Source organism: Pandoraea norimbergensis (assembly GCF_001465545.3).
Lineage (GTDB): Bacteria > Pseudomonadota > Gammaproteobacteria > Burkholderiales > Burkholderiaceae > Pandoraea > Pandoraea norimbergensis.
This window is the reverse complement of sequence record NZ_CP013480.3, coordinates 3,363,241-3,389,550: the sequence shown is the minus strand read 5'-3', so window position 1 is coordinate 3,389,550 and position 26,310 is coordinate 3,363,241. Positions and strand designations below refer to the sequence as shown.

Here is a 26,310-nt window from a genome sequence, read left to right as displayed (position 1 = left end):
GAGCCTCAAAACGAAAAAAACCCCGCTAACGTCAGCGGGGTTCAAGAAGTGCCCGGTAGTACAGAGCAGGGCCGGGCACTCGGGGGGAAGAAGGTTTCCCGGGGGCGTCGCGAGGGTGCTGCTTAGTGAGCCCCCGCCGCAGCGTCGCCGCCACCGCCGCCACGTATCGGGCGCGTAATCCACACCATCGCAATCATCAGCACGAACAACAGCGCCGAGATCCAGAAGATGTCGTTCGCGCCCAGCATCGCCGACTGCTGCGTGACGATGCGATCGATGTAGCCGTGCGCCTGCGGTGTCGACATGCCCAACTGATTGAGCGACTGCACCGAGTCGTTGAACGTCGCATCGTACGGCGTCAGATGCTCGGTCAACTGCGCGTGGTGCAGCGTGATGCGGTTGTCCCACACCGTAGTTGCAATCGACGTACCCACCGCGCCGCACGTAATCCGCACAAAGTTCGATAGACCTGCCGCCGCGGGAATACGGTGCGCCGGCAGCCCCGACAGAATGATGGCCGTGAGCGGGATGAAGAACATCGACATCGGCACGCCCTGCAAGAACGTCGGAATCATCAGCGTGCGCGTGTCCACTAGCGTGTTGAAGTGCGAACGCATCACAAACACCAGCGCGAACAGCAGGAACGAGACTGTCACCACCCAGCGGGCATCGAGCTTGGGCAACGTCTTGCCGATGATCGGCGACAAGATGATGGCGAATAACCCGACCGGCGCCATCACCAGCCCGGCTTCCGTTGCCGTATAGCCGAGATAGATCTGCAACCACTGCGGCAGAATCACCAGATTCCCGAAGAACAGCCCGTAACCGACCGAAATCGCCACCACGCCGCCCGTGAAGTTGACCCGCTTGAACAGCGTCAGGTCCACCACCGGGTGCTTCTCGGTAATCTCCCAGATCACGAAGAAACAGAACGCCACCAGCGCGACCAGCGCCAACGCGACGATGGTTGCCGAGTTGAACCAGTCGAGTTCCTTGCCCTTGTCGAGCATCACCTGCAACGAGCCGACCCAGATCACCAGCAAGGACAGCCCGATCTTGTCGATCGGCTTTCGCTGCGTGGGCGTTTCGCGTTTCTTGTAAATCATCCACGTCACATACGCAGCGGCAATGCCCACCGGAATGTTGATGTAGAAGATCCACGGCCAATGGTAGTTGTCGGAAATCCAGCCACCCAGAATCGGCCCCATCACCGGGGCGACGAGTGTCGTCATACCCCAGAGCGCAAGGGCCATGGAACTCTTGGCCGGTGGATAACTCGAGAGCAGCAGCGACTGCGACAGCGGAATCATCGGGCCGGCGACTGCACCCTGCAACACACGGGCAGCCAGCAGAATTTCGAGCGTGGGCGCCATGCCGCACAGCCACGAAGCCAGCACAAACAACAGAATCGACGTGATGAACAGACGCACCGCGCCGAAGCGCTCGGTGAGCCAGCCCGTCAACGGCACAGAAATGGCGTTGGCGACGGCGAACGACGTAATCACCCACGTGCCCTGACTCGACGACACACCGAGGTCACCGGAAATGGCAGGGATGGAAACGTTGGCAATCGACGTGTCGAGCACGTTCATGAACGTGGCGAGCGACAGCGCGATCGTGCCGAGTACCAACTGGCCGCCCGAAAGCGGGCCAGGAGCGTTTTGAGTTGCCATGAGTTGTCAAAGGGGGTGGGGGGCACCCCCCTCCGATTTACAGGGGACGCGCGCGAGCGGGCTGGTTGCGCGTGTCGTTGGCGGCGCCCGAAGCGCCCGAACCAGCAGCCGCGCCAGCGTTTTCAGTGATGATCTTCGCCACGATGTCGTCGGCGTCGTGCCCGACCTTGTCGTACACGTCGGTCGAATACACCGGCAGCGTCGGCGCTTCGCCCAGTTCCTTGCCGTCGGTGTTGCGCACATTCACCTTCACCTGCATCGACAGGCCCACGCGCAGCGGATGCTGTTGCAGTTGCTTCGCGTCCAGCGCAATACGCACCGGCAGACGTTGCACCACCTTGATCCAGTTACCCGTGGCGTTCTGTGCCGGCAGCAGCGAGAAGGCACTGCCCGTACCGGCCGAGAAGCCCGCCACGGTGCCCTTGTACTCGACGGCCGAGCCGTAGACGTCGGCCGTGAGCGTCACCGGCTGACCCACGCGCATGTGGGCAATCTGCACTTCCTTGAAGTTGGCATCCACCCAGACTTCGTTGAGCGGCACGAGTGCCATCAGCGGTGCACCCGTCGCGACACGCTGGCCGACCTGCACCGAGCGCTTGGCGACATAACCGTCCACCGGCGCCGGAATCGACGTGCGGGCGTAATCGAGGTACGCGGCACGCACTTGCGCCGCAGCTTGCTGCACGTTCGGGTGCGTGGTGACCGAGGTCTTGTCGGTCAGTGCCTTGTTCGACACCAACTGCGCACGGGCCTGCTCAAGCGCGGCTTGTGCCGACTTCACGGCATCTTGGGCGTGGGCCAGTTCTTCACGCGATACGGCACCCGAGGCAATCGCCATCTCGCGACGCTTCACGTCGGCCTGGGCCTTGGCCAGATCCGACTCGCGCATCGAGACCGTTGCCGCGTAGGCGTCGTTGTTCACGAAATACGTACGCACCTGACGCACGGTCTGCGCCAGATTGGCTTCCGACTTCAGCAGCGCCACGCGGGCATCGGTCTGGTCGAGCGTGACCAGCGGCTGGCCGGCCTTGACCATCTGCGTGTCGTCGACCTTCACGCCCGTGACGGTGCCGGAGACCTGCGGCGTGATCTGCACCACGTTGCCCGCCACGTATGCATCGTCCGTGTCTTCGTAGTAACGCGCATAAAGCGCGTAGTAGGCGCCGTAGCCGATCGCTGCAATCACGATCACGGCCGTCAGCGTCAGCATCATGCGGCGTCGCTTGCCGTTGTTCGGGGCCGGCGTAGCAGGCGCTTGTTGTTGGTTCTCGCTCATCATTCGCTCCGTACTAATCTCTCAATGTGCTTTTTGACGTTGTGTCTTGTGTGTCTTATGGGCTGCTGTGCGGTTCGCTGCCGGTCAGTGCGTTTGCGTTGCCGCATCGCCGTCGCCGTCGGTTTTGGCCGGGCGCTCCTGCCCGACAACCAGACCGGCCGCCTGCGCGTCGAAGCCACCGCCCAGCGCCTTGATCAGTCCGATCTGCTGGTCGCGGCGTGCACCTTCGATATTCACGCGTGTCTGTTCTTGCAGCAGCAGCGACGACTCGGCTGTGAGCACCGTCACTTGCGGCGTGAGGCCGGCCTTGTAACGGTCGATGGCCAGATCGTAGGCACGCTGCGCAGCGTTTTGCGCCACGCGCTGCGACACCATCTGCCGGTCGGCGGAACGAATCGACGACATGCGGTCGGCGATATCGCCGAGTGCCTTGTTCAGCGTCGAGTCATAGTTCGCCACGGCGCTTTCATATGCGGCGTACTGACCCTTGAGGTTGGCACGCAGGCGTCCGCCGTCGAAGATCGGCAGCGAAATCACCGGGCCGGCCTGAATGTTCTGGCTGCTCGGGTCGATCAGCTTGCCCAGCCCGAAGGTCGAGAAGCCGAAGGCGGCATTGAGGTTCACGTCCGGATAGAAGCGTGCCTTGGCAACGTCCACGCCCTTCAACTGGGCTTCCACGCCCCAGCGGGCCGAGACCACATCGGGACGGCGGCCGAGCAGGGCGAGCGGCAGGTTGTCGGGCAGCGCCGGCGTCGGCAGTTGTGCGAGCGTCGGACGCTCGATCTCGAGACCACGATCCGGGCCCTTGCCGAGCAGCACGCCCAACTGATGACGCGTGAGCAGGATCTGCCCGTCGAGTTGCGCGAGTTGCGTTTCGATATCGGCGGTATTGCTTTCGGCCTGTTTCTGTTCGACTTGCGTGTCGAGTCCGGCGCGCACACGGTCGTTGGTCAGCTTGCCCAGGTTCTGGCGTTGCTTGCCGATGCGCTCCAGCACGTCGTGCAGTGCGTATTGCTGCGCGAGCTGGTTATACGAGCGAGCCACGGCCGTCGAGAGCGCGAGGCGCACTTCCTGATCTTCGGCTTCTTCGGCGCGCTCGGCATTGGTGGCCTGTGCACGCGCGGAGCGGTTCTTGCCCCACAGATCGAGTTCCCACGACAGCGAGGCATTCAGGTCGCCCTGAGTGAACCAGGTGCCGCCGTAACCCGGCGGATAGATGGTGTTTTCCGTGAATTTCTCGCGATACACGTCGGCCTGGAAACCGACCGACGGCAGCAGCGCCGCAGCGGCACCCTCGGTCTGGGCCTGAGCGGCCTTCAGACGTGCGGCTGCCGAGGCGAGATCCGGGTTGGTCGCGAGCGCTTCATTGATCAACGAGACGAGTTGCGGATCGCCAAAACGCTGGGCCCAGTCCGTGCCCGGCCATTGACCGCCTTCGGAGGGCAGGCTGCGCTGGGTCTGATACTGGTCAGGCGTGGTGATCTGCTTGTCGCTATGGATGCCGGCGAAATTCGCACAACCGGCAAATCCCAGCGTCACTGCCGCCAGACAAAGGGCGGAAATCGCTGAGCGGGCCCGCAGACGCGGGAGGAACGGTGAGGCCGCTTTCATCGCAAAACCTTTACGAGTGAAGTCTTCTACTGACAATAATCGGGGAATCGGGCACTTGCGAGTCCGTGCAATAGTGGACATGGCAAGCTTTATTTGAGGGGAATCCGGCGGTTATCCGCTCTCTCCGTTGGCAATGACGCGCCGCAGGAGGCTCTTCAGAAAGCCCATTTCTTCGACGGAGAAGCCACGCATCAGGTGATCGGCAGCACGCACAAAGATATCCGGCATGCGGTCGGCCATCGCGTTGCCCGCCTCGGTCGCACTCAGATCGACCGTGCGGCGGTCGGTCTTGCTGCGCTCGCGCACCAGCAGACCATGCGCTTCGAGCCGGTCGAGCAGCCGGGTCACGGCGCTCGCATCTATACAGTAGTCGCGCGCCAGATCGGCTGCCGTCTTGCTTTTGCCCGTGGCTACCTTATAGAGCATGGTGGCCTGTGTGCTGGTCAGCCCGTACTGCGAGGTTTCCTTCGTCAGTTCGGCCATGATCAACTGACGCACCCGGGCAACCAGATAACCGAGGGAATCGTCGATGTTGTAACCGTTACGGGGCGGGTCGACGGCGGGCGCCGCATCGCTGGGCGATGTCGGCGTCGAATCGTTGAGAGTGGCGGGCGGTTCGGCCATTTTCGTGATGATGCAATAATTGACTTGTCACGATTATAGCGGGCACTTAATAAAAAGCAAGGCGATGCAATAGTTGACTAGGCATATATTTCACGCCGCACTAGAAAGAAGCCTCTAATTGGTGCGGGGCGGGAGGTTGGCGGGTGGGGAAAATTCGTGACGACACGGTGTCAATGCGGTAAGCCGTTGTTGCATTGCAGAAATGCCATGACGTGGGACATGCGCAAGTGGTAGAATCGCGGATTCTCCAAAGGCTTTTTTCGAGCACCTTTTCATGACCCGCGCTCTCCGTAACATCGCTATCATCGCGCACGTCGACCACGGCAAAACCACGCTGGTTGACCAATTGCTGCGCCAGTCGGGCACCTTCCGCGAAAATCAGCACGTCGCTGAACGCGTGATGGACTCGAACGACATTGAAAAAGAGCGCGGCATCACGATCCTCGCCAAAAACTGCGCCGTCGAATACGAAGGCACCCACATCAACATCGTTGACACCCCGGGTCACGCGGACTTCGGTGGTGAAGTCGAGCGCGTGCTCTCGATGGTCGACAGCGTGTTGCTGCTGGTCGATGCCGTCGAAGGTCCGATGCCGCAAACCCGCTTCGTGACCCGCAAGGCCCTGGGCCTCGGTCTGAAGCCGATCGTCGTGGTCAACAAGATCGACCGTCCGGGCGCACGTCCTGACTGGGTGATCAACCAGACGTTCGATCTGATGGACAAGCTCGGTGCTACCGACGAGCAACTGGATTTCCCGGTTGTCTACGCCTCGGCACTGAATGGTTTCGCGAGCCTCGACTCGGACGTGCGTGAAGGCAATATGCGCCCGCTGTTCGACGCGATTCTCAAGAACGTGCCTGTGCGCGAAGCCGACGTCGATGCCCCGCTGCAACTGCAAATCAGCTCGCTCGACTACTCGACGTTCGTCGGCCGTATCGGTATTGGCCGTATTACGCGCGGCAGCATCAAGCCGGGTCAGCAAGTGGCCATGCGCTTCGGTCCGGACGGCGAAGTGCTCAAGCGCAAGATCAACCAGGTGCTGACGTTCGAAGGCCTGGAGCGCGTGATGTCGGACGGCGCGCAAGCCGGCGACATCGTGCTGATCAACGGTATTGAAGACGTGGGTATCGGCGCGACGCTGTGCGATATCGATACGCCGGAAGCGCTGCCGCTGCTGACGGTGGACGAGCCGACGCTGACCATGAACTTCTGCGTGAACACGTCGCCGCTGGCTGGCCGTGAAGGCAAGTTCGTGACGAGCCGCCAGATTCGCGACCGTCTGCACAAGGAACTGAACCACAACGTGGCGCTGCGCGTGAAAGACACGGCGGAAGACTCGGTCTTCGAAGTGTCGGGCCGTGGCGAACTGCACCTGACGATTCTCATCGAGAACATGCGTCGCGAAGGCTATGAACTGGCCGTGTCGCGTCCGCGCGTGGTGCTCAAGGAAATCGACGGCGTGAAGCACGAGCCGTACGAAATGCTGACCATCGACCTGGAAGACGATCACCAGGGCGCGGTCATGGAAGAAATCGGCCGCCGCAAGGGCGAAATGCTGGACATGGTCTCGGACGGCCGTGGCCGTACGCGTCTGGAATACCGCATTCCGGCCCGTGGCCTGATCGGCTTCCAGGGTGACTTCCTGTCGATGACCCGTGGTACGGGCCTGATGAGCCACATCTTCGATGCTTACGCACCGCTCAAGGATGGCTCGCTGGGTGAGCGTCGTAACGGCGTGCTGATCTCGCAAGACGACGGCGCTGCCGTGGCCTACGCACTGTGGAAGCTGCAAGATCGCGGCCGCATGTTCGTGTCGCCGGGCGATGCCCTGTACGAAGGCATGATCATCGGTATTCACAGCCGTGATAACGACCTCGTGGTCAACCCGATCAAGGGCAAGCAGCTCACGAACGTGCGTGCGTCGGGTACCGACGAAGCCGTGCGTCTGGTGCCGCCGATCGCGATGAACCTCGAATACGCGGTGGAATTCATCGACGACGACGAACTGGTTGAAGTCACGCCGAAGACGATTCGTCTGCGCAAGCGTTACCTCAAGGAACACGAACGTAAGCGCGCTTCGCGCGACGCGTCGTAAGGTAGTCGCCGGCGATAGGGTCGGCAGCCAGTGGGCGTTGCCCGTCCGGTTGCCGATGCCAGTCTGTTGGAAAGAAAGCCGGTGCTCAGCGCCGGCTTTTTTTATTTGCCATGCGCATGCAGGTTTGACGCACCCCGCTGACTTCGCCTACGTTTGCACTCAACATTACCCCCTCGACCTAACTATCCGACATGACTGAGTTTGTCCGCACTGAGATTCGTGGCCGTATTGGTTTCATCACGCTCGCACGCCCGAAGGCACTTAACGCGCTCTCGCACGACATGATTCGTGCGATCGCCAGCGCTTTGCACGTCTGGCGAGACGATCCCCAAGTGCTGGGCGTCGTGTTGCAAGGGGAGGGCGAGAAGGGCCTGTGTGCGGGTGGCGACATCCGCTATTTCCATGAAGTTGTCAGCCGGGGCGGTGAAGCGACGGCGGGCATCATGGACTTCTTCACGGACGAATACACGCTCAACTACACCATCGCGACGTATCCGAAGCCTTACATCGCGTTGATGGATGGCGTGGTGATGGGCGGCGGTATGGGGATCTCGCAAGGCGCGGCGTTGCGCATCGTCACGGAAGCCACGCGCATGGCGATGCCGGAAACGGCCATCGGCCTCTTCCCCGATGTCGGCGGCGGGTTCTTCCTCGCGAATCTTGCGGGGCATCTTGGTGAGTATCTCGGCATGACGGGCACGGTGTTCGGTGCCGTCGACGCCTGCGAGATCGGTCTGGCCGACGTGGTGATGCCGCGTGCGTCGCTGTCGGTGCTATGCGAGCAACTGGCAACCGGTGACTGGCAAGATAGCGACGCCGTGCTGAATGCGGCCCGCAATTTCGCGCGTGAAAGTCTGCCGCCGGCGGGGCTGGCTCAGGGCAAACTCGCCGCGCTGCGCGACGTCATCGATGCGCACTTCGGTCATGCCGACGCCACGGCAATTCTGCATTCGCTGGCGCGTGAAGCGCGTTGCGAATATGCCGGCTGGGCCCAGGAAACCGAGGACCTGTTGCGCAACAAACGCTCGCCGCTGATGGTGTGCGTCACGCTGGAGCAAGTGCGGCGTGCTCGCAAATTGTCACTGGCGGAAGACCTGCGGGAAGAATGGCTGATGATGCGCTGCGTCTTCAATCTGGACGGGCGCACCGGGGCCGAAGGCGTTGAGGGCATTCGCGCCCTCGTGGTCGATAAGGACCACGCACCGCGCTGGCAACACGCCCGCATCGAAGACGTCAAACCGGTAGATGTTGCCCGGTTCTTCGATGGCGAGCGTCGCGGTGCCGATCACCCGCTGGCAACGCTGGGCGAATAAAAGGCGTCGCTTACACCGCCGCCTGACAAAACTGCTCGCCGACAGCTTGATCGAGTTTGCGGCAGATATCGGCGATGCTGCCGACCATCACGATATGCGAGACGTCACGATAGACGCGCACATCGACGCGCCCGTCGTCATGCGCCTCGCGCCGTGTCTGCAATTCACGCACATTGCGCGATGCCTTGACCGCTTGTGCGGCAGGGCAGGCACGGCGTGCCGCCGAGCTGACAACTGAAGCGATAGCGCGGGGCAGGGCGGTAGTGCGGGCACGCGCCGGGACCGTGTAAGAACGTGCGACGGCCGGTGCGGCCGCGAACGGTCCGGACAGGGCCGACAAGCCATACACCGCAGAAAGACGCGCCTGCGCTGAGGCGGTGGCCGAGCGAATGCGCGGTTGACCGAGGGACGTGCGCAGCAAACCAAAGAGTCGAGCCATGATGCGTTTCCTTCTTCCAATAGCGGTTGGAGAGAGGTGTCCTGTCGCATCGCTTCACAAATCGCAGGCGCAGCAGGGCACGGGCGCCGGACCCAGCCCGGCGCAAATCAGCGTTACTTGATCGTCAGGGAATGGCGCGCGATGTGAAGTCGTTGCGCGCCTTTGGCTTGCGCCTAGAGATCGTTATTGCGAATCAGGCCGACCGCGATCCCTTCCAGCGCAAAATCGCCACTGCCTTCGTTGACGTTGATGTTCTCGAAGTCAGGGTTCTCGGCAATCAGCTCCACGCCGCCCTTCACGCGGTGGAAGCGCTTGACCGTGACGTCGTCGCCGATACGCGCCACGACGATTTGTCCTTCGCGTGCATCTGCGGCTTTCTGCACGGCCAGCAGATCGCCGTCGAGAATGCCGGCATCGCGCATCGACATCCCGCGCACTTTCAGCAGGTAATCGGGCTGGCGCGCAAACATGTTCGGATCGCACTGGAAATTGCGTTCGATATGCTCCTGCGCCAGAATCGGGCTGCCTGCGGCCACGCGCCCGACGAGCGGCAGCGACAGTTGCATCAGCCCCATATGCGGCAGCGTGAATTGATGCACGCCGCCCGCCTCATCGAGACGTTTGAGCCGGATGCCGCGCGATTGCCCGGCGGAAAGCTCGATCACACCCTTGCGCGCCAGCGCCCGCAGATGTTCCTCGGCCGCATTGGCCGAAGAGAAGCCCAGTTCGGCGGCAATTTCTGCGCGTGTCGGCGGGAAGCCGGTGCGCTCAATGGCCTGGCGAACCAGTTCGTAGACCTGCTGTTGACGTGCGGTAAGTTTGATCATGGCATCACTGTATGGAAGCACAGGTGGCTGTATTTTTATACAGTGTTTCCAAAAGCGCAAGCGAAAACTTCAAGTACTTCATGAACTTCGCCGTCAAATGACGCGATTTCTGCCGCAAACCGGTGCCCCTCATCCCTCAGCACAAAATCTCTAATCCTTATTCCGGTATAAACAAAAGCCAAAATATTATTTTTAATTATTTAGCCGCCCCCCTAGACTGGCCTCCTACCACACGAAAGCAAAAAAGGAGCGAAAGTCATGAGCATTGCAGCACGGGGTTCGAAAGCTAAGAAACTGGCGACCGCACTGGGCGCTATCGCACTGTCCGTCGGCATGACGGTACAGGCACAAGCGGCAAGCTTTTCGCTGCTCAACGTGTCGTACGACCCGACGCGTGAGCTTTATGCCGATTACAACAAGGCTTTCGAAGCCCATTACAAACAGACCACGGGTGACACGGTCACGCTGAAGGCCTCGCACGGCGGTTCGGGCAAACAAGCCCGTACGGTGCTCGATGGCGCACCGGCCGACGTGGTCACGCTGGGTATTTCTGCCGACATCGACGAGCTGGCGCAAACCGGTCTGGTGAACAAGGACTGGCAGAAACGCCTGCCGGACAACGCCACGCCGTACACGTCGACCATCGTGCTGCTCGTGCGCAAGGGCAACCCCAAGAACATCAAGGACTGGGACGATCTGGCCAAGCCGGGCATCAGCGTCGTGACGCCGAACCCGAAGACGTCGGCCGGCGCCCGCTGGAACTACCTCGCCGCATGGCTGTTCGCGCTCAAGGCACCGGGCGGTAACGAGCAGAAGGCGCAGGACTTCGTCAAGGCGATCTACAAGAACGTGGGCGTGCTCGACTCGGGCGCACGCGGTGCGACGACGACCTTCGTCGAACGCGGCATCGGCGACGTGCTGATCGCCTGGGAAAACGAAGCGCTGTTGTCGGTGAAGGACCTCGGTCCGGACAAGTTCGACATCGTCGTGCCGTCATCGTCGATTCTGACCGAGCCGCCGGTGGCCGTGGTCGACAAGAACGTCGACAAGCATGGCACGCGCAAGGTGGCTGAAGCCTACCTGCAATGGCTGTACTCGCCGCAAGGGCAGGAGATTGCCGCGAAGCACTTCTACCGCCCGCGTTCGCCGGAAATCGCCAAGAAGTACGCGTCGCAGTATCCGAAGTTGAAGCTGTACACGGTGGACGCCGATCTCGGCGGCTGGACCAAGACGCAGGCCAAGCACTTCGCTGACGGCGGCATCTTCGATCAGATCTACACCAAGAAGTAATTCAGAAAAAAAGAACGAAGGGGACCAACGATGAGTACCGCACTGTTTCCAATCTGGCGTAAGCCGAGTGCATTGCCGGGCTTCGGCCTGACGATGGGCTACACCGTGGCGTACCTGAGTCTGGTCGTGCTGGTGCCGTTGCTGATGGTCTTCATCAAGGCAAGCTCGCTCGATTGGGCGAGTTTTGTCACCGCCGTGAGTTCGCCGCGCGTGCTGGCGTCGTATCGCCTCACGTTCGGCATCTCGCTCGCGGCGGCACTCCTGAACGCTGTCTTCGGTTTCATTCTGGCGTGGGTGCTGGTGCGCTACACGTTCCCCGGCAAGCGCATCGTCGACGCGCTGGTCGATCTGCCGTTCGCGTTGCCGACGTCGGTCGCGGGCATCGTGCTTGCCGCCATCTACGCCCCGAATGGCTGGATTGGCCGCTGGTTCGAGCCGCTGGGCATCAAGATCGCGTTCACGCCGCTGGGCATTTTCGTTGCACTCACGTTCATCGGCCTGCCGTTCGTGGTGCGCACGCTGCAACCGGTGCTCGAAGAGTTCGAGCGCGAGCAGGAAGAAGCGGCGGCCTGTCTGGGCGCTTCGCGCTGGCAGACCGTGCGTCACGTGATTCTGCCGGCGGTGTTGCCGGCGCTGCTGACCGGCTTCGCACTGGCGTTTGCCCGCGCGGTCGGTGAGTACGGTTCGGTCATCTTTATCGCGGGCAACATTCCGATGGTCTCGGAAATCACCTCGCTGCTGATCGTCACCAAGCTCGAACAGTTCGACTACGCAGGCGCTGCGGCACTGGCCGTCGTCATGCTCGTGATCTCGTTCGTGCTGCTGCTCCTCATCAATACCCTGCAATGGTGGCTGCAACGCCGTCATTCGGGCCGGCGCGCCAGCGGCGCGTGATTCCAGAGAAAGATTCGATCATGTCTGATTCGCTAACTCTCCCGGCCGCCGCTGCGCACGTGCCGAAAGTGCGCAGCACCGATCCGACCGACGAGCCCAAGCTCGTCAAGGTCGTGTTGATCGGTCTGGCGCTGCTGTTTTTTGCGTTGTTTCTGGTGTTGCCGCTCGCGTCGGTGTTTGTCACCGCGCTGGGCAAAGGCATTGGTGCGTATTGGGACGGTATGACCAACGACGATGCGCTCTCGGCTATCCGTCTCACGTTGTTGATTGCCGTGATTGCCGTGCCCGTGAATCTGGTGTTCGGTGTGGCGGCGTCGTGGGCGATTGCGCGCTTCGACTTCAAAGGCAAGAGTGTGCTGACCACGCTCATCGACCTGCCGTTCTCGGTCTCGCCGGTGATCGCGGGGATGACGTTCCTGCTGATCTTTGGCCGTCAGGGCCCGCTGTGGGACTGGCTCGACGCGAACAACCTGCGCATCGTATTCGCGCTGCCGGGGTTGGTGCTCGCCACCATCTTCGTGACGTTCCCGTTTGTCGCCCGCGAGCTGATCCCGCTGATGCAGGCGCAGGGCAGCGAAGAGGAAGAGGCAGCGCGCGTGCTGGGCGCCAGCGGCTGGCAGGTGTTCACGCGGGTGACACTGCCGAAGATCAAATGGGGCCTGTTGTACGGCGTGATTCTGTGTAACGCGCGGGCCATGGGCGAGTTTGGCGCGGTGTCGGTGGTGTCTGGCCACATTCGCGGTGAAACGAACACGCTGCCGCTGCATGTGGAGATTGAATACAACGATTACCACACGGTAGGCGCGTTCGCAGCGGCATCGATTCTCGCGCTGCTGGCGCTGGCGACACTGGGCCTGAAGCTGTGGGCCGAACGCAAGCTGGCACAGGACAAAGCCGCGCGCCGCATCGACGCGACCGCCGCCTGAATCCACCAATAAGCGATACCCAAGAACACCAACGAACACGAAGGCAGACGCGAACGCCGCCAACGCGGACAACGCATCGAGGAGCAAGGCAGATGAGCATTCAGGTACAACAGGTTTCGAAGCGGTTCGGCGATTTCGCGGCGCTCGACGACGTGAGTCTCGAATTTCCCACGGGCGAGCTGGTGGCGTTGCTCGGGCCGTCCGGTTGCGGCAAGACCACGCTGCTGCGCATCGTGGCCGGTCTTGAATTTGCCGATGCCGGGCGCGTCGTGCTCAACGGCGAAGACGTGGCGAGCGTGGGCACCCGCGAGCGTCAGGTCGGTTTCGTGTTCCAGCATTACGCGCTGTTCCGTCATATGACGGTGTTCGAGAACGTGGCGTTCGGCCTGCGCGTGAAGTCGCGCCGCGATCGCCCCTCGGATGCGCAGATTCGCACCAAGGTGCATGAGCTGCTCGGTCTCGTACAACTCGACTGGCTGGCCGATCACTACCCGGCAGAACTCTCCGGCGGGCAGCGTCAGCGTATCGCGCTGGCCCGTGCGCTGGCAGTCGAGCCGAAGGTGCTGTTGCTCGACGAGCCGTTCGGTGCGCTCGACGCCAAGGTGCGCAAGGAACTGCGCAGCTGGTTGCGCCGCCTGCACGATGAGCTGCACATCACGACGATTTTCGTGACGCACGATCAGGAAGAAGCCCTGGAAGTGGCCGACCGCATCGTGTTGATGAACCGCGGCAAGGTCGAGCAGATCGGCGCGCCGCAAGACGTGTACGACACGCCGGAAAGCGCCTTCGTCTACGAATTCCTCGGCGCGGCAAACCGCCTGTCGGGGCAGTTGCAGACGCATGATTTCATTGCGGATGCCGGCGCGTACCGCGTGACGGTGGCCAAGGACGATCTGCCGGCACTGCCGCAGGACGGCCGTGCCATTGCTTACGTGCGCCCGCACGAACTCGCATTGCTGCCGGCACACGATGGCGGGCCGGGCATCGACGTGTCGGTGCGCCGTGCGATCCCGCTGGGTGGCACCGTGCGCGTGGAACTGGCCGCGCCGGGCGATGCCGTCTGGGAAGCCGAACTCACGCGCTCGGGCTGGCAGGCGTTGGGTGCGACGGCGGGCGAACCGCTGCGCGCCGTGCCGCGTCAGTTGCGCGTGTTCTCGGCGCAGGCATGAGCGTTCCCGGCAACGGGGCCGTCAGCAGCACTTGGGACAGCGCACAGAAAATCGATAAGCCGTTAAAGACAAGACGTACTAGGTAGATGTAACAGACAAGCGATAGGGCGGAGTGACACCATGAATTTCCAGCAATTGCGCTACGTGCGCGAAGCCGTACGGCAAAACCTGAACCTGACCGAAGCCGCGAGTGCGCTGTACACCTCGCAGTCGGGCGTGAGCAAGCAGATCAAAGACCTTGAGGATGAACTCGGCGTCGACGTGTTCGTGCGTCGCGGCAAACGTCTCACGGGCCTCACCGAGCCGGGCAAGGCCGTGCTGCAACTGATCGAGCGCATGTTGCTCGACGCAGAAAACCTGCGCCGCGTGGCGCGTCAGTTTGCCGATCAGGACAGTGGGCATCTGGTGGTGGCCACGACCCACACGCAGGCACGCTACGCGCTGCCGCAGGTCATCAAGCAATTCACCAGCGTATATCCGAAGGTGCATCTGGCCCTGCGTCAGGGCAGCCCGCGCCAGATCGCGCAAATGGTCATCGACGGCGAAGCCGATATCGGCATCACCACCGAAGCGCTCGATCGCTTCCCCGATATCGTGACGTTCCCGTGCTACTCGTGGCATCACGTTGCCGTGGTACCGAAGGATCACCCGCTGGTGGGCCGTGAGAGCGTGACGCTGGCCGACATTGCCGAATATCCGATCATCACTTACGACGGCGACTTCACCGGCCGCTCGCACGTGGACAAGGCGTTCGCCGACCAAGGACTGGTACCGGACATCGTGCTCACGGCACTGGACACGGACGTCATCAAGACGTACGTCGAGATCGGGCTGGGCATCGGCATCGTCGCCGCGATGGCAGTCGACCCGCGCAAGGATCAGGATCTGGCTGTGCTCGAACTCGACAACGCGTTCGAGCCGAGCACCACGCGTATCGGCCTGCGTCGCGGCGCGTTCCTGCGCTCGTACGCTTACCGCTTCATCGAGATGCTGGCACCGGCACTTAAAGAGCAGGAAATCTCGACGCAACTGCGCGAAGCGCTGGAGTTTGCGGCCTGAGATCAAAATTCCCCCGGCGCGCGTGCCCCGTGTGCCGGGGCACGCCGCCCGTTGGGTTTTCCGCGATTGGGAACCGGGGCAGGATTCGATACAATCGCTGGCATGACTTTGACCTCTTTTAATCCGACCCCTCATTACACCGTGTCCACCGGCGAATTGCCGCGCATTGTGCTGCTCGCCACGGGCGGCACGATCGCAGGCAGCGCCCCCGACGCGACGCGTACGGCCGGTTATCAGGCGGGTGCGCTCGGTGTACAGGACCTGCTCGCTGCCGTGCCGGCGCTGGGCAGCATTGCGCATATCCATGCCGAGCAAGTCGCGCAGATCGACAGCAAGGACATGAGCTGTTCGCTGTGGCAGAAGCTTGCCGCACGCCTGAACGCTTTGCTCTCGCAGCCTGACGTCGCCGGGGCCGTGATTACCCACGGCACCGATACGCTCGAAGAGACCGCGTATTACTTGCATCTGACGGTCAATAGCCGCAAGCCGGTCGTGATCACGGCGGCCATGCGTCCGGCGACGGCACTGTCTGCCGACGGTCCGCTCAATTTGCTCAATGCCGTGCGTGTCGCGACCGACCCGATCTCGGCGGGGCGCGGCGTGCTGGTCGCCATCAATAATCAGATTCACTGTGCACGCGACGTCATCAAGACCAGCACGTATGCAGTGGATGCGTTCCTGTCGCCGGAAATCGGTGTGCTCGGCTGGGTGCAGGACGAGCGCGTTGCCTTCCAGCGTGCTGCGCTGCAATACCACACGGTCGAAAGCGAATTCGTTGGCTTGTCGGGCGAACTGCCGGCGGTGGAAGTGGTGTCGAGCTATGCGGGGGTTTCACGCATTGCCGTCGATGCACTGGTCGAGGCGGGCGTGCAGGGCATCGTGGTGGCGGGCACCGGCAACGGTTCGCTGCATTCGCTGCTGCAACAGTCGCTTGCCGAGGCTGTGCAGCGGGGTGTGGCGGTGGTGCGCGCTGCGCGTGTCGGCAGTGGCCACGTGATGCATAACGGTGCGGCACCCGACGATCAGTATGGTTTTGTGAGTGCAGGCAATCTGCATCCGTACAAGGCGCGCGTGCTGCTGATGCTGGCCTTGCAGGCCGGTGTGCCGCGCGATCGCTTGCAGAGTCTGTTCGACGAGTATTGATCGCGACGGGATCGTGACGTGATCGAGACTTGATCGGCACGACGAACGCAGGCAAAAAAATACGGCGCCAGTCATGCGACTCGCGCCGTTACCGTTTCAGCGATGCGCCACTCGCGTGGTGTGACGCATTCACCTCCCCTGACTAGACCTGCTGGTCTTGCTGGCGGCCTGTGGCGGCCGCTTCTTCATCTTCTCGCGAACTACCCGATGATTCACGCCCGGCCCGAGGGCAGGGCGTGAGATTCGCTGACTAAGGTCAGGCAACCGTGTGGTTGGAGAGCAGTTCCAGCGCGCGCACCATACCCGAGTGATCCCAGCTCGAACCACCGTTGGCGGCGCAGGCGTTGAACAGCTCTTGGCACGTCGCCGTGTTGGGCAGCGACACGCCGAGTGCCTTCGCACTTTGCAGCGCCAGATTCAGGTCCTTCTGGTGCAGCGAGATGCGGAAGCCCGGTTCGAAGTTGCGCTTGACCATGCGCTCGCCGTGCACTTCCAGAATGCGCGACGAAGCAAAGCCGCCCATCAGTGCCTCACGCACCTTGGCGGGGTCGGCACCAGCCTTCGAGGCGAACAGCAGGGCTTCGCCCACGGCTTCGATGGTGAGTGCGACGACGATCTGGTTGGCGACCTTGCAGGTCTGACCGGCACCGCTTTCGCCCACGAGCGTGATGTTCTTGCCCATCAGTTCGAAGAACGGCTTGACGTCGTCGAACGCGGCTTGCGAGCCACCGACCATGATCGACAGCGAGGCAGCCTTCGCGCCGACTTCGCCGCCCGAGACCGGTGCGTCGAGGTATTCGCAGCCCAGCGCCTTGATCTTCTTGGCGTATTCCTTCGTTTCGATCGGCGAGATCGAGCTCATGTCGACCACGATCTTGCCCGCCGACAGGCCTTCGGCCAAACCGTCTTCACCGAACAGCACGTTACCGACGTCGGGAGTGTCCGGCACCATCACGAAGATGATGTCGGCACGCTTGGCGACTTCCTTGGCCGACGTGCAGCACGTCGCCTGACCGTCGATCAGGTCTTGCGGGGGCGTGCGGCGCTCGTACAGGAACAGCTTGTGACCGGCGTTTTGCAGATGCTTCGCCATCGGCGCGCCCATGATGCCCAGACCAATAAAACCGAGTTGTGCCATTTCGAGACTCCTTGTTGCCAAAGTTTGAATGTTGTCGCTGCTGCTGCCACTGCGGCTGCCGGTCAGCGAGGCGGGCAGTCGTTGCCCGTATCCCCGTGCTCCGGCCGCATGCCCCCTGCATGCGGCCGGCGGGGCCCTTCCTCGTCGAAACGCCGTCAGCAGCTTTGCTTGTGTCGTGCTTGTCTTGTGCTTGCGCGTACGTACGCGTAAGCGGCGTCGAACTTATGCCGCTTCGCGCAGCCCCGCCGCCTTGAACCAACCCAGACCGTCGGTCGTGGTGGTGGCGGGCTTGTACTCGCAGCCGATCCAGCCGGTGTAGCCGATGCGATCGAGCAGGGCGAACAGGTACGCGTAGTTGATCTCGCCCGTGCCCGGTTCATTGCGGCCCGGGTTGTCGGCCAACTGCACGTGGGCGATGCGCGCCAGATTCGTCTCGATGGTCTTGGCGAGCTCACCTTCCATGCGTTGCATGTGATAGATGTCGTACTGCAAGAACAGGTTGTCCGAGCCCACGTCGTCGAAGATTTCCAGCGCCTGCTTCGTGCGGTTCACGAAGAAACCCGGGATGTCGTACGTGTTGATCGGCTCGACCAGCAGGCGGATGCCTTCGGCCTTGAGCGCGTCGGCGGCAAAGCGCAGGTTGCCGACGAGCGTTTCGCGGGCGGCTTCGGTCGACAGATCGGCACCTTGCTTGCCCACGAGGCAATTCAGTTGCTTCACGCCCAGCGCCTTGGCGTAGGTGATGGCTTCGCCCACGCCGTCGCGGAACTCGGCGATGCGCTCGGGGAAGATCGCGATACCGCGCTCACCCGCTTCCCAGTTGCCGGCCGGCAGGTTGTGCAGCACCAGATCAAGCTGGTACTGGTTCAGTTTGTCGGCGATCTGGTCGCGATGGAATGCATACGGAAACAGGAACTCCACGCCACGAAAACCCGCTGCGGCGGCCGCCTTGAAGCGGTCGAGGAACGGCACCTCGTTGAACAGCATGGTCAGATTGGCGGCAAATTTCGTCATTGCGCTGACTCCTCTCTTTCTTATAGGGGGTGGTTTCGACGATTCGATTCAGGGTGAAACAGGTAAAGCAGGGATTGCAGGGCGCGTGCTGGGCCGATAAGGGGGTCTAGGTCTTATCGGAGGGGACGCACACGCCCCGCAAACGGGTCACAGGCGGGCGGCTTACGCCGTCACGGCGCTGTTGTCTTCTTCCACGACGTCGATGATTTCTTCGAACTCATTGACGTTGTTGATTTCGGTGCCCATCGCAATGTTGGTCACGCGCTCGAGAATCACTTCCACGATCACCGGCACCGAGAACTCGGCCATCAGCTTGCGAGCTTGCTCGAAGGCGGGCTGGATGTCGTTCGGCTGATGCACGCGGATGGCCTTCACGCCCAGACCTTCGGCAACCTTCACGTGATCGACGCCGTAGCCGTTCAATTCCGGCGAGTTCACGTTTTCGAACGCGAGCTGCACGCAGTAATCCATGTCGAAGTTGCGCTGTGCCTGACGGATCAGGCCCAGATACGAGTTGTTCACCACGACGTGGATGTACGGCACCTTGAACTGTGCTGCCACGGCCAGTTCTTCGATCATGAACTGGAAGTCGTAGTCGCCCGAGATGGCCACCACGTCCGATGACGGCGATGCCACCTTCACACCGATCGCTGCCGGCACGGTCCAGCCCAGCGGGCCGGCCTGACCGCAGTTGACCCAGTGACGCGGCTTGTTCACGTGCAGGAACTGTGCGGCCGCAATTTGCGACAGGCCGATGGTCGAGACGTAACGCACGTCGCGGCCGAAGAAGGCGTTCATTTCCTGATACACGCGTTGCGGCTTGATCGGCACCTGATCGAAGTCGGAGCGGCGCAGCATCGTGCGCTTGCGCTTCTGGCAGTCGGCGACCCACTGCGAGCGATCCGGCAGACGCCCGGCAGCCTTCAGTTCCTTGGCCACTTCGACGAACAGCGTGAGCGCAGCCTTCGCATCGGAGACGATGCCGTAGTCCGGACCGAACACGCGGCCGATTTGCGTCGGCTCGATGTCGACGTGCACGAACTTGCGGCCCTTGGTGAAGACGTCGACGCTACCGGTGTGGCGGTTGGCCCAGCGGTTGCCGATGCCCATCACGAAGTCGGCGGCGAGCATCGTCGCGTTGCCGAAGCGGTGCGACGTTTGCAGACCGACCATGCCGGCCATCAGCGGGTGATCGTCGGCGATGGTGCCCCAGCCCATGAGCGTGGGGACGACCGGCACATTGACGGTCTCGGCGAATTCGACCAGCAGGTCGGCAGCGTCGGCGTTGATCACACCGCCACCCGACACGATCAACGGACGCTCCGAGGCGAGCAGCATCTGGATCGCCTTCTCAGCCTGTGCGCGCGTGGCAGCGGGCTTGTAGACCGGCAGCGGCTCGTAGGTATCGGGATCGAATTCGATCTCGGCAACTTGCACGTCGAACGGCAGGTCGATCAGCACCGGACCCGGGCGGCCCGAGCGCATCAGGTGGAAAGCCTGCTGGAACACGCGCGGCACGAGTGCCGGCTCACGCACGGTCACGGCCCACTTGGTCACCGGCTTGGCGATCGATTCGATATCGACAGCCTGGAAATCTTCCTTGTACAGACGGGCGCGCGGTGCCTGACCCGTAATGCACAGAATGGGGATCGAGTCGGCTTGTGCCGAGTACAGACCCGTGATCATATCGGTGCCGGCGGGGCCCGACGTACCGATACACACGCCGATGTTGCCGGCTTCTGCACGGGTATAGCCTTCGGCCATGTGCGACGCACCTTCGACGTGGCGCGCGAGCACGTGCTCGACGCTGCCGGCCTTGCGCAGTGCCGAATAGAACGGGTTGATTGCTGCGCCCGGCACGCCGAACGCGGTGGTGATGCCTTCCTTCTCCAGCACCCGAACGGCGGCCTCTACGGCGGTCATCTTGGCCATGTGACTCCTCCAATGTGTAATCGGTAATGATCTTGGAAGCCACTTTAAGCCGGTACGATTTGTTTGATAAGATCACAAAAGATCGTTTTTTTAATAACAAAAAGTATCGAATGGAGGCGGGATGGACCGTTACAAGCAGATCGAGACCTTCGTGCAGGTGGCCGAAGCGGGCAGTCTGGCGGCGGCGGCGCTCAAGGAGGGCGTCTCGCCGGTGATTCTCGGGCGGCGCATCGACGCGCTCGAAAAGCGGCTGGGCATCAAGCTCATGTACCGGTCGACGCGGCGGCTCGCGCTGTCGGAAGAGGGCGGCGCTTTTCTCGAGCGCTGCAAGCAGTTGCTGGGCGACTGGGACATGGCCGAGAACGAAATCAGCGCCGGGCGGCACGCGGTGTCGGGCCACCTGATCGTCTCGGCCCCGGCGGCGTTCGGGCGCAAGCACGTGGCGCCGCATGCCCCCACGTTTTTGCGCCAGCATCCGGAAGTGCAGATTTCGTTCAACCTGACCGATCGCGTGGTGGACATCGTGCGCGAGGGCTATGACATGGGGATTCGCATCGGCGGCTCGGTCGATCCCAACTTCGTCGCCGTGAAGCTGGCCCAGAACCGGCGCGTGGTATGCGGCACGCCCGCGTACTTCGCACGGCACGGGCGGCCCAAGACGCTGGAAGATCTGGCGAAACACAATTGTCTGGCGTTCAACCTGCAAGGCGGGCAGCAACGCGGCTGGTACTTCAAGCGTCAGGGCAAGCTCGTCACCACCCGCGTGAACGGCAATCTCGACTGCAACGACGGTGAGTTGCTGCACCGCTGGGCGCTCGAAGGGCTCGGGCTCGGCTGGCGCTCGACGTGGGAAATTCAGCGCGAGTTGCTATCGGGTGAACTCGAAACCGTGCTCGACGAGTACGCCCTGCCGGATTACGACATCCTTGCCGTCTACCCCCAGCAACGCTTCCAGCCGGCCCGCGTGCGTCTGTTCATCGACCATCTGCGGCAGGTCTTTGCGCGGCCGAATTACTGGCTGGAGCAGGAGTAGGGCGCGTTCGGCCAACGGATGGGCAGTATCTCCGGCAGGAGGGCGTCACCCGCCGGATGATTGCCCCGATTCCTTACGTGCCCGGCGACGTACGGTGTGCCCATGGGGTATGGGTCGGGGTGTAGCGCTGATAGACCGTTGTCTCCCGGCGCATCAGGCCACCGATCCGGCCATGTTGGGCGGGATCTTGCGCATAGGCAATCGTGAGAATCAGGTGTTCCAGGGAATCGGCGTGTTGCACGATGTTCCTGATGGCGTTATCCCCCTGCTGGTTCAGCATCTGGCCAATGTCGACACGCAAGCCATCGTGCACGAGATAGTCGCGCACGACCAAGTGGTAGCGAGGGGTGTCAGAGCGATCCATGACATCGGGCGGAAAACGATTGTCACTCTGTCCTCCGTGCTCACCGTGCTCACCGTGCTCACCGTGCTCGTTGGGCGGCGCGGGGACCATGGTCGGCAATTCCCTCTGGGTGCGAGGCGCCGGGATCACGCCCGCGTAAAGGTCGCGTCCGTCGGAGAGTGCGTCGCTGCTGGCCACGGTGGCATGAGAGATTTCGTGCAACAGCACCGCCGCCAGCATTTCGTCGGGCATCGATGCCAATGCGGACGTATCAAAGCCGATCACGGGCCGCGCCAAGTTGGACGCATACTCCGGGTGTCCTAGTGTGCCGTAGAGCGCCTCGGCCACGGCGCCAGAGATGTTTTCCATGACACCCATGACGGTGTCCCGCTCGCGCCGGGCTGTTTGCAACCCCGCATGCATTTTTGCAAGGACCGGGGAGAGCGCAGCCGCCAGCTCATGGGCCTTACCCGGCACGAAGCGATCGAGCAAACACATCACCATGGGCGCGAGCTCACCATTGAGCGCAGTACGTGCCTCCACCAGCAGGCTCTCGGCCCGGCCAAAAATGCGATCGAATTGGGCCTCCAGACCCGGGGAGTCGAGATCGCGCAGACTGCTGAGCATTTGGGTCTCGCCGACCCAGCGCGCATTCAGATCGCTATGCAAGGCGGCCTGGAACGTTTGAAAATTTTGCTGCGCCGCCGGATCGAGCGGTGCAAACGACACCGGGTAGGGGCGCTGCGTCTGTCCCCGGGGCCTGTGCATGAAAAAGCCGTAGCTGCTCGCGCCCAACAGCACCACGGCGGGCTGATCGTTCCCTTGCACCACTGTCTCCGCGTAGGGTAATGCCACGCTCAGAGTGAACGCCCCTTCAGGGGCCTTTGTGTGTCCGCGGCTGGTGCCGGGCGCCTGTTCCGTAGCCCGACTTTCCTTCTCCATCGCGCGTGCGGCGTAAAGCGCACGTCGACGTTCGAAGTGCAACGGGTCCGCCAGGCTATCGAGATCGATCGTCACATCGATGCGCACGTAGCCATGTTCGGGATATACCTTGCCGGTGAGCACTGGCGGCAGACGCAGTACGCCGGCGAGCAGATAATGTTGCTTCGCGCCTTGTGTGGTGGGGCACCAGAACACATGGTTGCCCTTCAGATAGTACTCATCGAACGTATCGGGGGATGGCCATACCACCTCGCTGACGCGTGCCGCGACGTCATTGGCATCGACATCGAGCCACTGCTGGGTCTTCGTGTCGAAGTGTCGCAAGGGCGGTGGCTCGTGGAACAACGAGGTGACGACCGCAGATTTTGCGCCTTGTTGCCGGGAGAGGATCGCGCAAGGTACCGTGCCGCGCGCCAAGGCGCGGCGTTTGCGCGATGTTGCAGGGGCGAGGCACGCCTCGGGGGCGGCCGCCACCGAGGGGTCGTTGACTGCTGGAGTCAGCGCACTGGGTGCATCGCGCGTGCGCAGTGTTACGCGGGCCGGCGCGATAAGCTTCCCCTGCCCATGGATCGAAAATGCCGGCCCGTAGGTTTTTCCAGAGTGCGGATTTGCCAGGCGAAGCCACGCCCCATCGCGTTTCACAACGGCGCTGGCGTGCGCATCCCACTCAACCAGATCGAGTGGTCGGCCATCGCCCGCGACGATCGGGGCGGCGGCGTTGAAGGCTTCGGTCTGTTCATGCGGCACTTGCCACACCCCTGCATGGCGCACATAGGTCACGGCGGCCTCGGCATCGCGTGCCCACGCGTTGGCCGCGCTCGCGGTGATTTTCATGGTGCGAAGCTTGTCACGAAGGCGCAGCGCAAAGTCCGGCAAGTGCAGCGTTGCCCGCGTTGCCAACTCAAATCCCGGGTCAACGAAGCGTACCGCCGCCAACCCTGTCTGGGTCAGGCGAAGGTTGGCGAGATCGACGGCGGCAAGCACGGCTGGCTCCGCGAGCAAGTGCGGGACAACACGAGCCGCCCCGGTCAAGCCGGCTCGGCGCGCGACGCCGTGCGACAGATCGTCGAGGGCGGCCTGCATCAGCAGACGCGACGCCTGCCACGTAGCCTTCTGCGCAGTAATGGCGGCATAAGCCAATGGAATGGCGCCGACAACATCGATACCGCAGTCGACCAACGCTCGCCGATAGCTGCCGGTTTGCACGTCGTCGGCGCAGTTATGGAAGGGCACGAACCCGAGCAGTAACCGATGGACGGACTCCCGATGCGATTCGGTCGGCGTTTTGCCATAAGCGGCGCGCCGAAATGCCTCCAGCCGGCCACTGAATTCGGCTGCGAGTGCTCGGGTTGGTGATTCGTGCGGCTTGCCCGGTGCAGGCGCGATCGTCCGATATCGTGCGATGTCGTTGCGCGCACGCTGTGGTGGATCATCACCTTGCGTGCCGAGCAGTTTGCGAGGATAGGTAAGCAGCCAAGCATCGGTGTCGCCATCGAATCGCTCGATCTTGAGCGGTGAAAGCGTGACGACGAAGTGGTTTGTCACGCCGTCCAATGTGGTAACGACGAAAACGGTATGCGTTGCTTCGGTGTCGGCGAACTGGCCCTCGGAGAACCCCCCCGCACAAGACGCACAGGAGTGGGCGTTTGACGATTCGCCCGGCTCAAGCAGCCTCACGGTGGGCACGCGCATCTTCCACGTACCGCATGTCCAGTGCCGGAAATCTTCCGATGCGAGCCCGCTGGTGAGTGCCTCCAGCGCCGGCCGCAAAATCACGTCGCGAATGTGTGTCACACCGGCAGTGAACTCGGCGTCGAAGCGCGCATTGATGCCTTGGGTATCGAGTCGTGCGTCGCACAGCCGTTCGCCGAGTGCGGCATCTATGCGACGTATGTCATCCATGCACCCGTCGAGAATCAGGTCTTCCATGGCGGAATACTCGTCCCGCTGTACGCAGTCGCCGCGTAATGTCCTGAACAATTCCGCAGCGACCGTGACAAGTCTCCCCAAATGAGTCGTCTCGAAAAGAATTGGCAACGGCGCAACGGTGAAGTACACCGACTCGTCTTCCGGGAGCTGTGCAGCAAGTTCGCGCGTCAGTATTGCTGCGCGAGTCGGCAGCTCGCCTTGCAAGGCGTCGAGCCACTCGGCGTGATCGTTCGCGAACGATTCGCGCATCTGGACGTGGAACAAATCCATCGCATCTTTCAATGCTGCCGCTGCCATGACTTGCTCGTCGCGCAAATCGACGGTGCCCGTGGCATGCGCAAACAGCAGTACGACGTCGGCATTCGCATGAAAAAATGCGACGAGTGCGTCGGGCGCGTGTTCGAGTGCCGTCATGTAAGCCGTCGCGGCTGTCGTGACCAACTCAGCGGCGCTCAGCTGCCACGCGTTCGCGCCGGTCATGCGCATACCGATTCGCTGCAATGCCCAAGGCAGGCTGCCCACGCGCACAGGGGGAGCGTTTGCATCGACGGCCAAGATCGGGTCGAACAAGGCGCCCAACAGCCGGTAAGCCCACGACTTTGCCTTCGTTAGATCGTTGCGCTCGTCTGCGAAAACCGTGTCGCCCAGACGTGTGAGCAATTGATCTGCATTCCGAGCGCTATCGACGTTTCCGGCATCCCCAGTCGCGCATGACGCATTGAAATCATCACGTCGGAGCCACGTTAGCCATTGGGTACGAAGCTTCGTTGGAATTCGATCGTTCGCATTGCGCAAGTCGGGAAATATCATGGCGCGCAGCAACCGGGCCAGCATGCCCTGCTGAAAAATGGGGTCCGCATGCGAGGCGGCGGCCGAACCGTAACCCGACGACAGCGCGATGCGTTGCAGCAGGGCGTCGATGGCCCGGACTTCCTTGCCGAATGCGTCCGTGGCCGTGCGGTTGAAATTTGAGGCATCCCACGGTGAGAAGCCCGGCATATCCTGCGGATCAAGTGCCTGATAGAGCGCGCACAGAAACGATGCACGAGTGTCGCCCGGGGGCGTGCCGTTGCCGAACATCGCGACAAAATCGGCGAACGACGGCCCGTCGAGAAAGACGCTCAGGTCGCCCGCCGTGAGCCAGTCGTCAAGCAGGGTGGCGGGTGTCGCCGCCGGGGAATCGAATTCGATGCCGGGGTGCTGGGTGGACAGTGGGGACGTGGAGGCTGGCCCGGTTGGCATTGCCGTCAGCGCTTGCGTACCCCGCAGTGTTGCGGCGTGCGACATCGCGGCCATGACGGTGACGGATTGGCCCGCCATCCGGGGGGGCGCCGTCGTCATGAGCTCGCTGCGCGCGCCCGTGAACACGTCGGTCGCGGGCGACATTGACGATGCATCGCGAGCGTGGCGGGGGCGTGCAGCGGCGCCCGGCGGGCAGGCGGCCATCAACAGGGCGGTACTCATCAACAACGCCTTCCATGGCGCCCCGTCTGCTTTATCTGACGGTGCTTCAGAGGGTGCTTCCGACGGTGAGTGTGGCGGGGTGACGCCGGCGCGTCCCCGGGCCTTGAGTTGCACCTTCCCGGTGGCGGCATGACCCCGCACGCACTGGATGTCTTCGTGCCAACGTTGATTGCGGC

Annotated in this window: 19 protein-coding genes; 9 read left to right on the top strand and 10 right to left on the bottom strand. The window is 62.5% G+C overall.

The features are described from left to right. Positions 1–122: 122 nt before the first annotated feature. From AT302_RS14700 to AT302_RS14685, 4 genes are all read right to left on the bottom strand, one after another. Positions 123–1,673, bottom strand: coding sequence for a DHA2 family efflux MFS transporter permease subunit (locus AT302_RS14700; protein ID WP_058379061.1), 1,551 nt, complete (start codon positions 1,671–1,673; stop codon positions 123–125). Between the two features lie 37 nt (positions 1,674–1,710). Next, positions 1,711–2,949, bottom strand: a complete 1,239-nt coding sequence (locus AT302_RS14695; RefSeq protein ID WP_058380345.1) for an HlyD family efflux transporter periplasmic adaptor subunit — start codon at positions 2,947–2,949, stop codon at positions 1,711–1,713. 84 nt (positions 2,950–3,033) lie between these two features. After that, positions 3,034–4,560, bottom strand: coding sequence for an efflux transporter outer membrane subunit (locus tag AT302_RS14690; protein ID WP_058379060.1), 1,527 nt, complete (start codon positions 4,558–4,560; stop codon positions 3,034–3,036). Between the two features lie 111 nt (positions 4,561–4,671). Next, on the bottom strand, positions 4,672–5,184 hold the full coding sequence (locus tag AT302_RS14685; protein ID WP_058379059.1) for a MarR family winged helix-turn-helix transcriptional regulator: 513 nt from the start codon (positions 5,182–5,184) through the stop codon (positions 4,672–4,674). A 274-nt stretch (positions 5,185–5,458) separates the two neighbouring features. On the opposite strand from AT302_RS14685, the gene typA reads away from it, so the two are divergent. Together typA and AT302_RS14675 are read left to right on the top strand one after the other, a co-directional pair. Further along, positions 5,459–7,279 (top strand): translational GTPase TypA, encoded by a 1,821-nt coding sequence (typA, locus tag AT302_RS14680; protein ID WP_058379058.1) that lies wholly within the window; start codon positions 5,459–5,461, stop codon positions 7,277–7,279. A 191-nt stretch (positions 7,280–7,470) separates the two neighbouring features. Continuing rightward, entirely contained in the window at positions 7,471–8,592 is a 1,122-nt protein-coding gene (locus AT302_RS14675) for an enoyl-CoA hydratase/isomerase family protein (protein WP_058379057.1), read from the top strand. A gap of 10 nt (positions 8,593–8,602) precedes the next feature. Here AT302_RS14675 and AT302_RS14670 read toward each other — a convergent pair whose 3' ends face one another. Together AT302_RS14670 and lexA are read right to left on the bottom strand one after the other, a co-directional pair. Beyond that, positions 8,603–9,031, bottom strand: coding sequence for a hypothetical protein (locus AT302_RS14670; protein WP_058379056.1), 429 nt, complete (start codon positions 9,029–9,031; stop codon positions 8,603–8,605). Positions 9,032–9,204: 173 nt separating this feature from the next. Next, positions 9,205–9,858, bottom strand: coding sequence for a transcriptional repressor LexA (gene lexA / locus AT302_RS14665; RefSeq protein ID WP_058379055.1), 654 nt, complete (start codon positions 9,856–9,858; stop codon positions 9,205–9,207). A 258-nt stretch (positions 9,859–10,116) separates the two neighbouring features. Between lexA and AT302_RS14660 the strand changes: the two genes are divergently transcribed. From AT302_RS14660 to AT302_RS14635, 6 genes are all read left to right on the top strand, one after another. After that, a complete protein-coding gene (locus AT302_RS14660; protein ID WP_058379054.1) occupies positions 10,117–11,148 on the top strand; it encodes a sulfate ABC transporter substrate-binding protein in 1,032 nt (343 codons plus the stop codon). 30 nt (positions 11,149–11,178) lie between these two features. After that, complete coding sequence (gene cysT, locus AT302_RS14655) at positions 11,179–12,042, top strand: sulfate ABC transporter permease subunit CysT (RefSeq protein WP_058379053.1); 864 nt, start codon at positions 11,179–11,181, stop codon at positions 12,040–12,042. Positions 12,043–12,062: 20 nt separating this feature from the next. Further along, entirely contained in the window at positions 12,063–12,968 is a 906-nt protein-coding gene (gene cysW / locus AT302_RS14650; protein WP_058380344.1) for a sulfate ABC transporter permease subunit CysW, read from the top strand. A 92-nt stretch (positions 12,969–13,060) separates the two neighbouring features. Further along, entirely contained in the window at positions 13,061–14,137 is a 1,077-nt protein-coding gene (locus AT302_RS14645; RefSeq protein ID WP_058379052.1) for a sulfate/molybdate ABC transporter ATP-binding protein, read from the top strand. A gap of 120 nt (positions 14,138–14,257) precedes the next feature. After that, entirely contained in the window at positions 14,258–15,196 is a 939-nt protein-coding gene (locus AT302_RS14640; RefSeq protein ID WP_058379051.1) for a CysB family HTH-type transcriptional regulator, read from the top strand. 102 nt (positions 15,197–15,298) lie between these two features. Continuing rightward, positions 15,299–16,339, top strand: coding sequence for an asparaginase (locus AT302_RS14635; RefSeq protein WP_058379050.1), 1,041 nt, complete (start codon positions 15,299–15,301; stop codon positions 16,337–16,339). A gap of 256 nt (positions 16,340–16,595) precedes the next feature. On the opposite strand, the gene glxR is transcribed toward AT302_RS14635, so the two are convergent. From glxR to gcl, 3 genes are all read right to left on the bottom strand, one after another. Continuing rightward, positions 16,596–17,477 carry a 2-hydroxy-3-oxopropionate reductase gene (gene glxR / locus AT302_RS14630; RefSeq protein ID WP_058379049.1) on the bottom strand — a complete coding sequence of 294 codons (882 nt, stop codon included), beginning with the start codon at positions 17,475–17,477 and terminating at the stop codon, positions 16,596–16,598. A 222-nt stretch (positions 17,478–17,699) separates the two neighbouring features. Beyond that, the gene (gene hyi / locus AT302_RS14625) at positions 17,700–18,491 is read right to left on the bottom strand and encodes a hydroxypyruvate isomerase (RefSeq protein ID WP_058379048.1); all 792 of its coding nucleotides are present in this window, start codon (positions 18,489–18,491) and stop codon (positions 17,700–17,702) included. Between the two features lie 162 nt (positions 18,492–18,653). Then, positions 18,654–20,423: a glyoxylate carboligase gene (gcl, locus tag AT302_RS14620; protein WP_058379047.1), complete on the bottom strand. Its 1,770-nt coding sequence runs from the start codon at positions 20,421–20,423 to the stop codon at positions 18,654–18,656. Between the two features lie 121 nt (positions 20,424–20,544). Between gcl and AT302_RS14615 the strand changes: the two genes are divergently transcribed. Beyond that, complete coding sequence (locus AT302_RS14615) at positions 20,545–21,456, top strand: LysR family transcriptional regulator (protein WP_058379046.1); 912 nt, start codon at positions 20,545–20,547, stop codon at positions 21,454–21,456. Positions 21,457–21,529: 73 nt separating this feature from the next. Here the strand turns inward: AT302_RS14615 and AT302_RS14610 are convergent, their stop codons facing one another. Continuing rightward, positions 21,530–26,134: a hypothetical protein gene (locus AT302_RS14610; protein WP_157125793.1), complete on the bottom strand. Its 4,605-nt coding sequence runs from the start codon at positions 26,132–26,134 to the stop codon at positions 21,530–21,532. Positions 26,135–26,310: the final 176 nt, after the last annotated feature.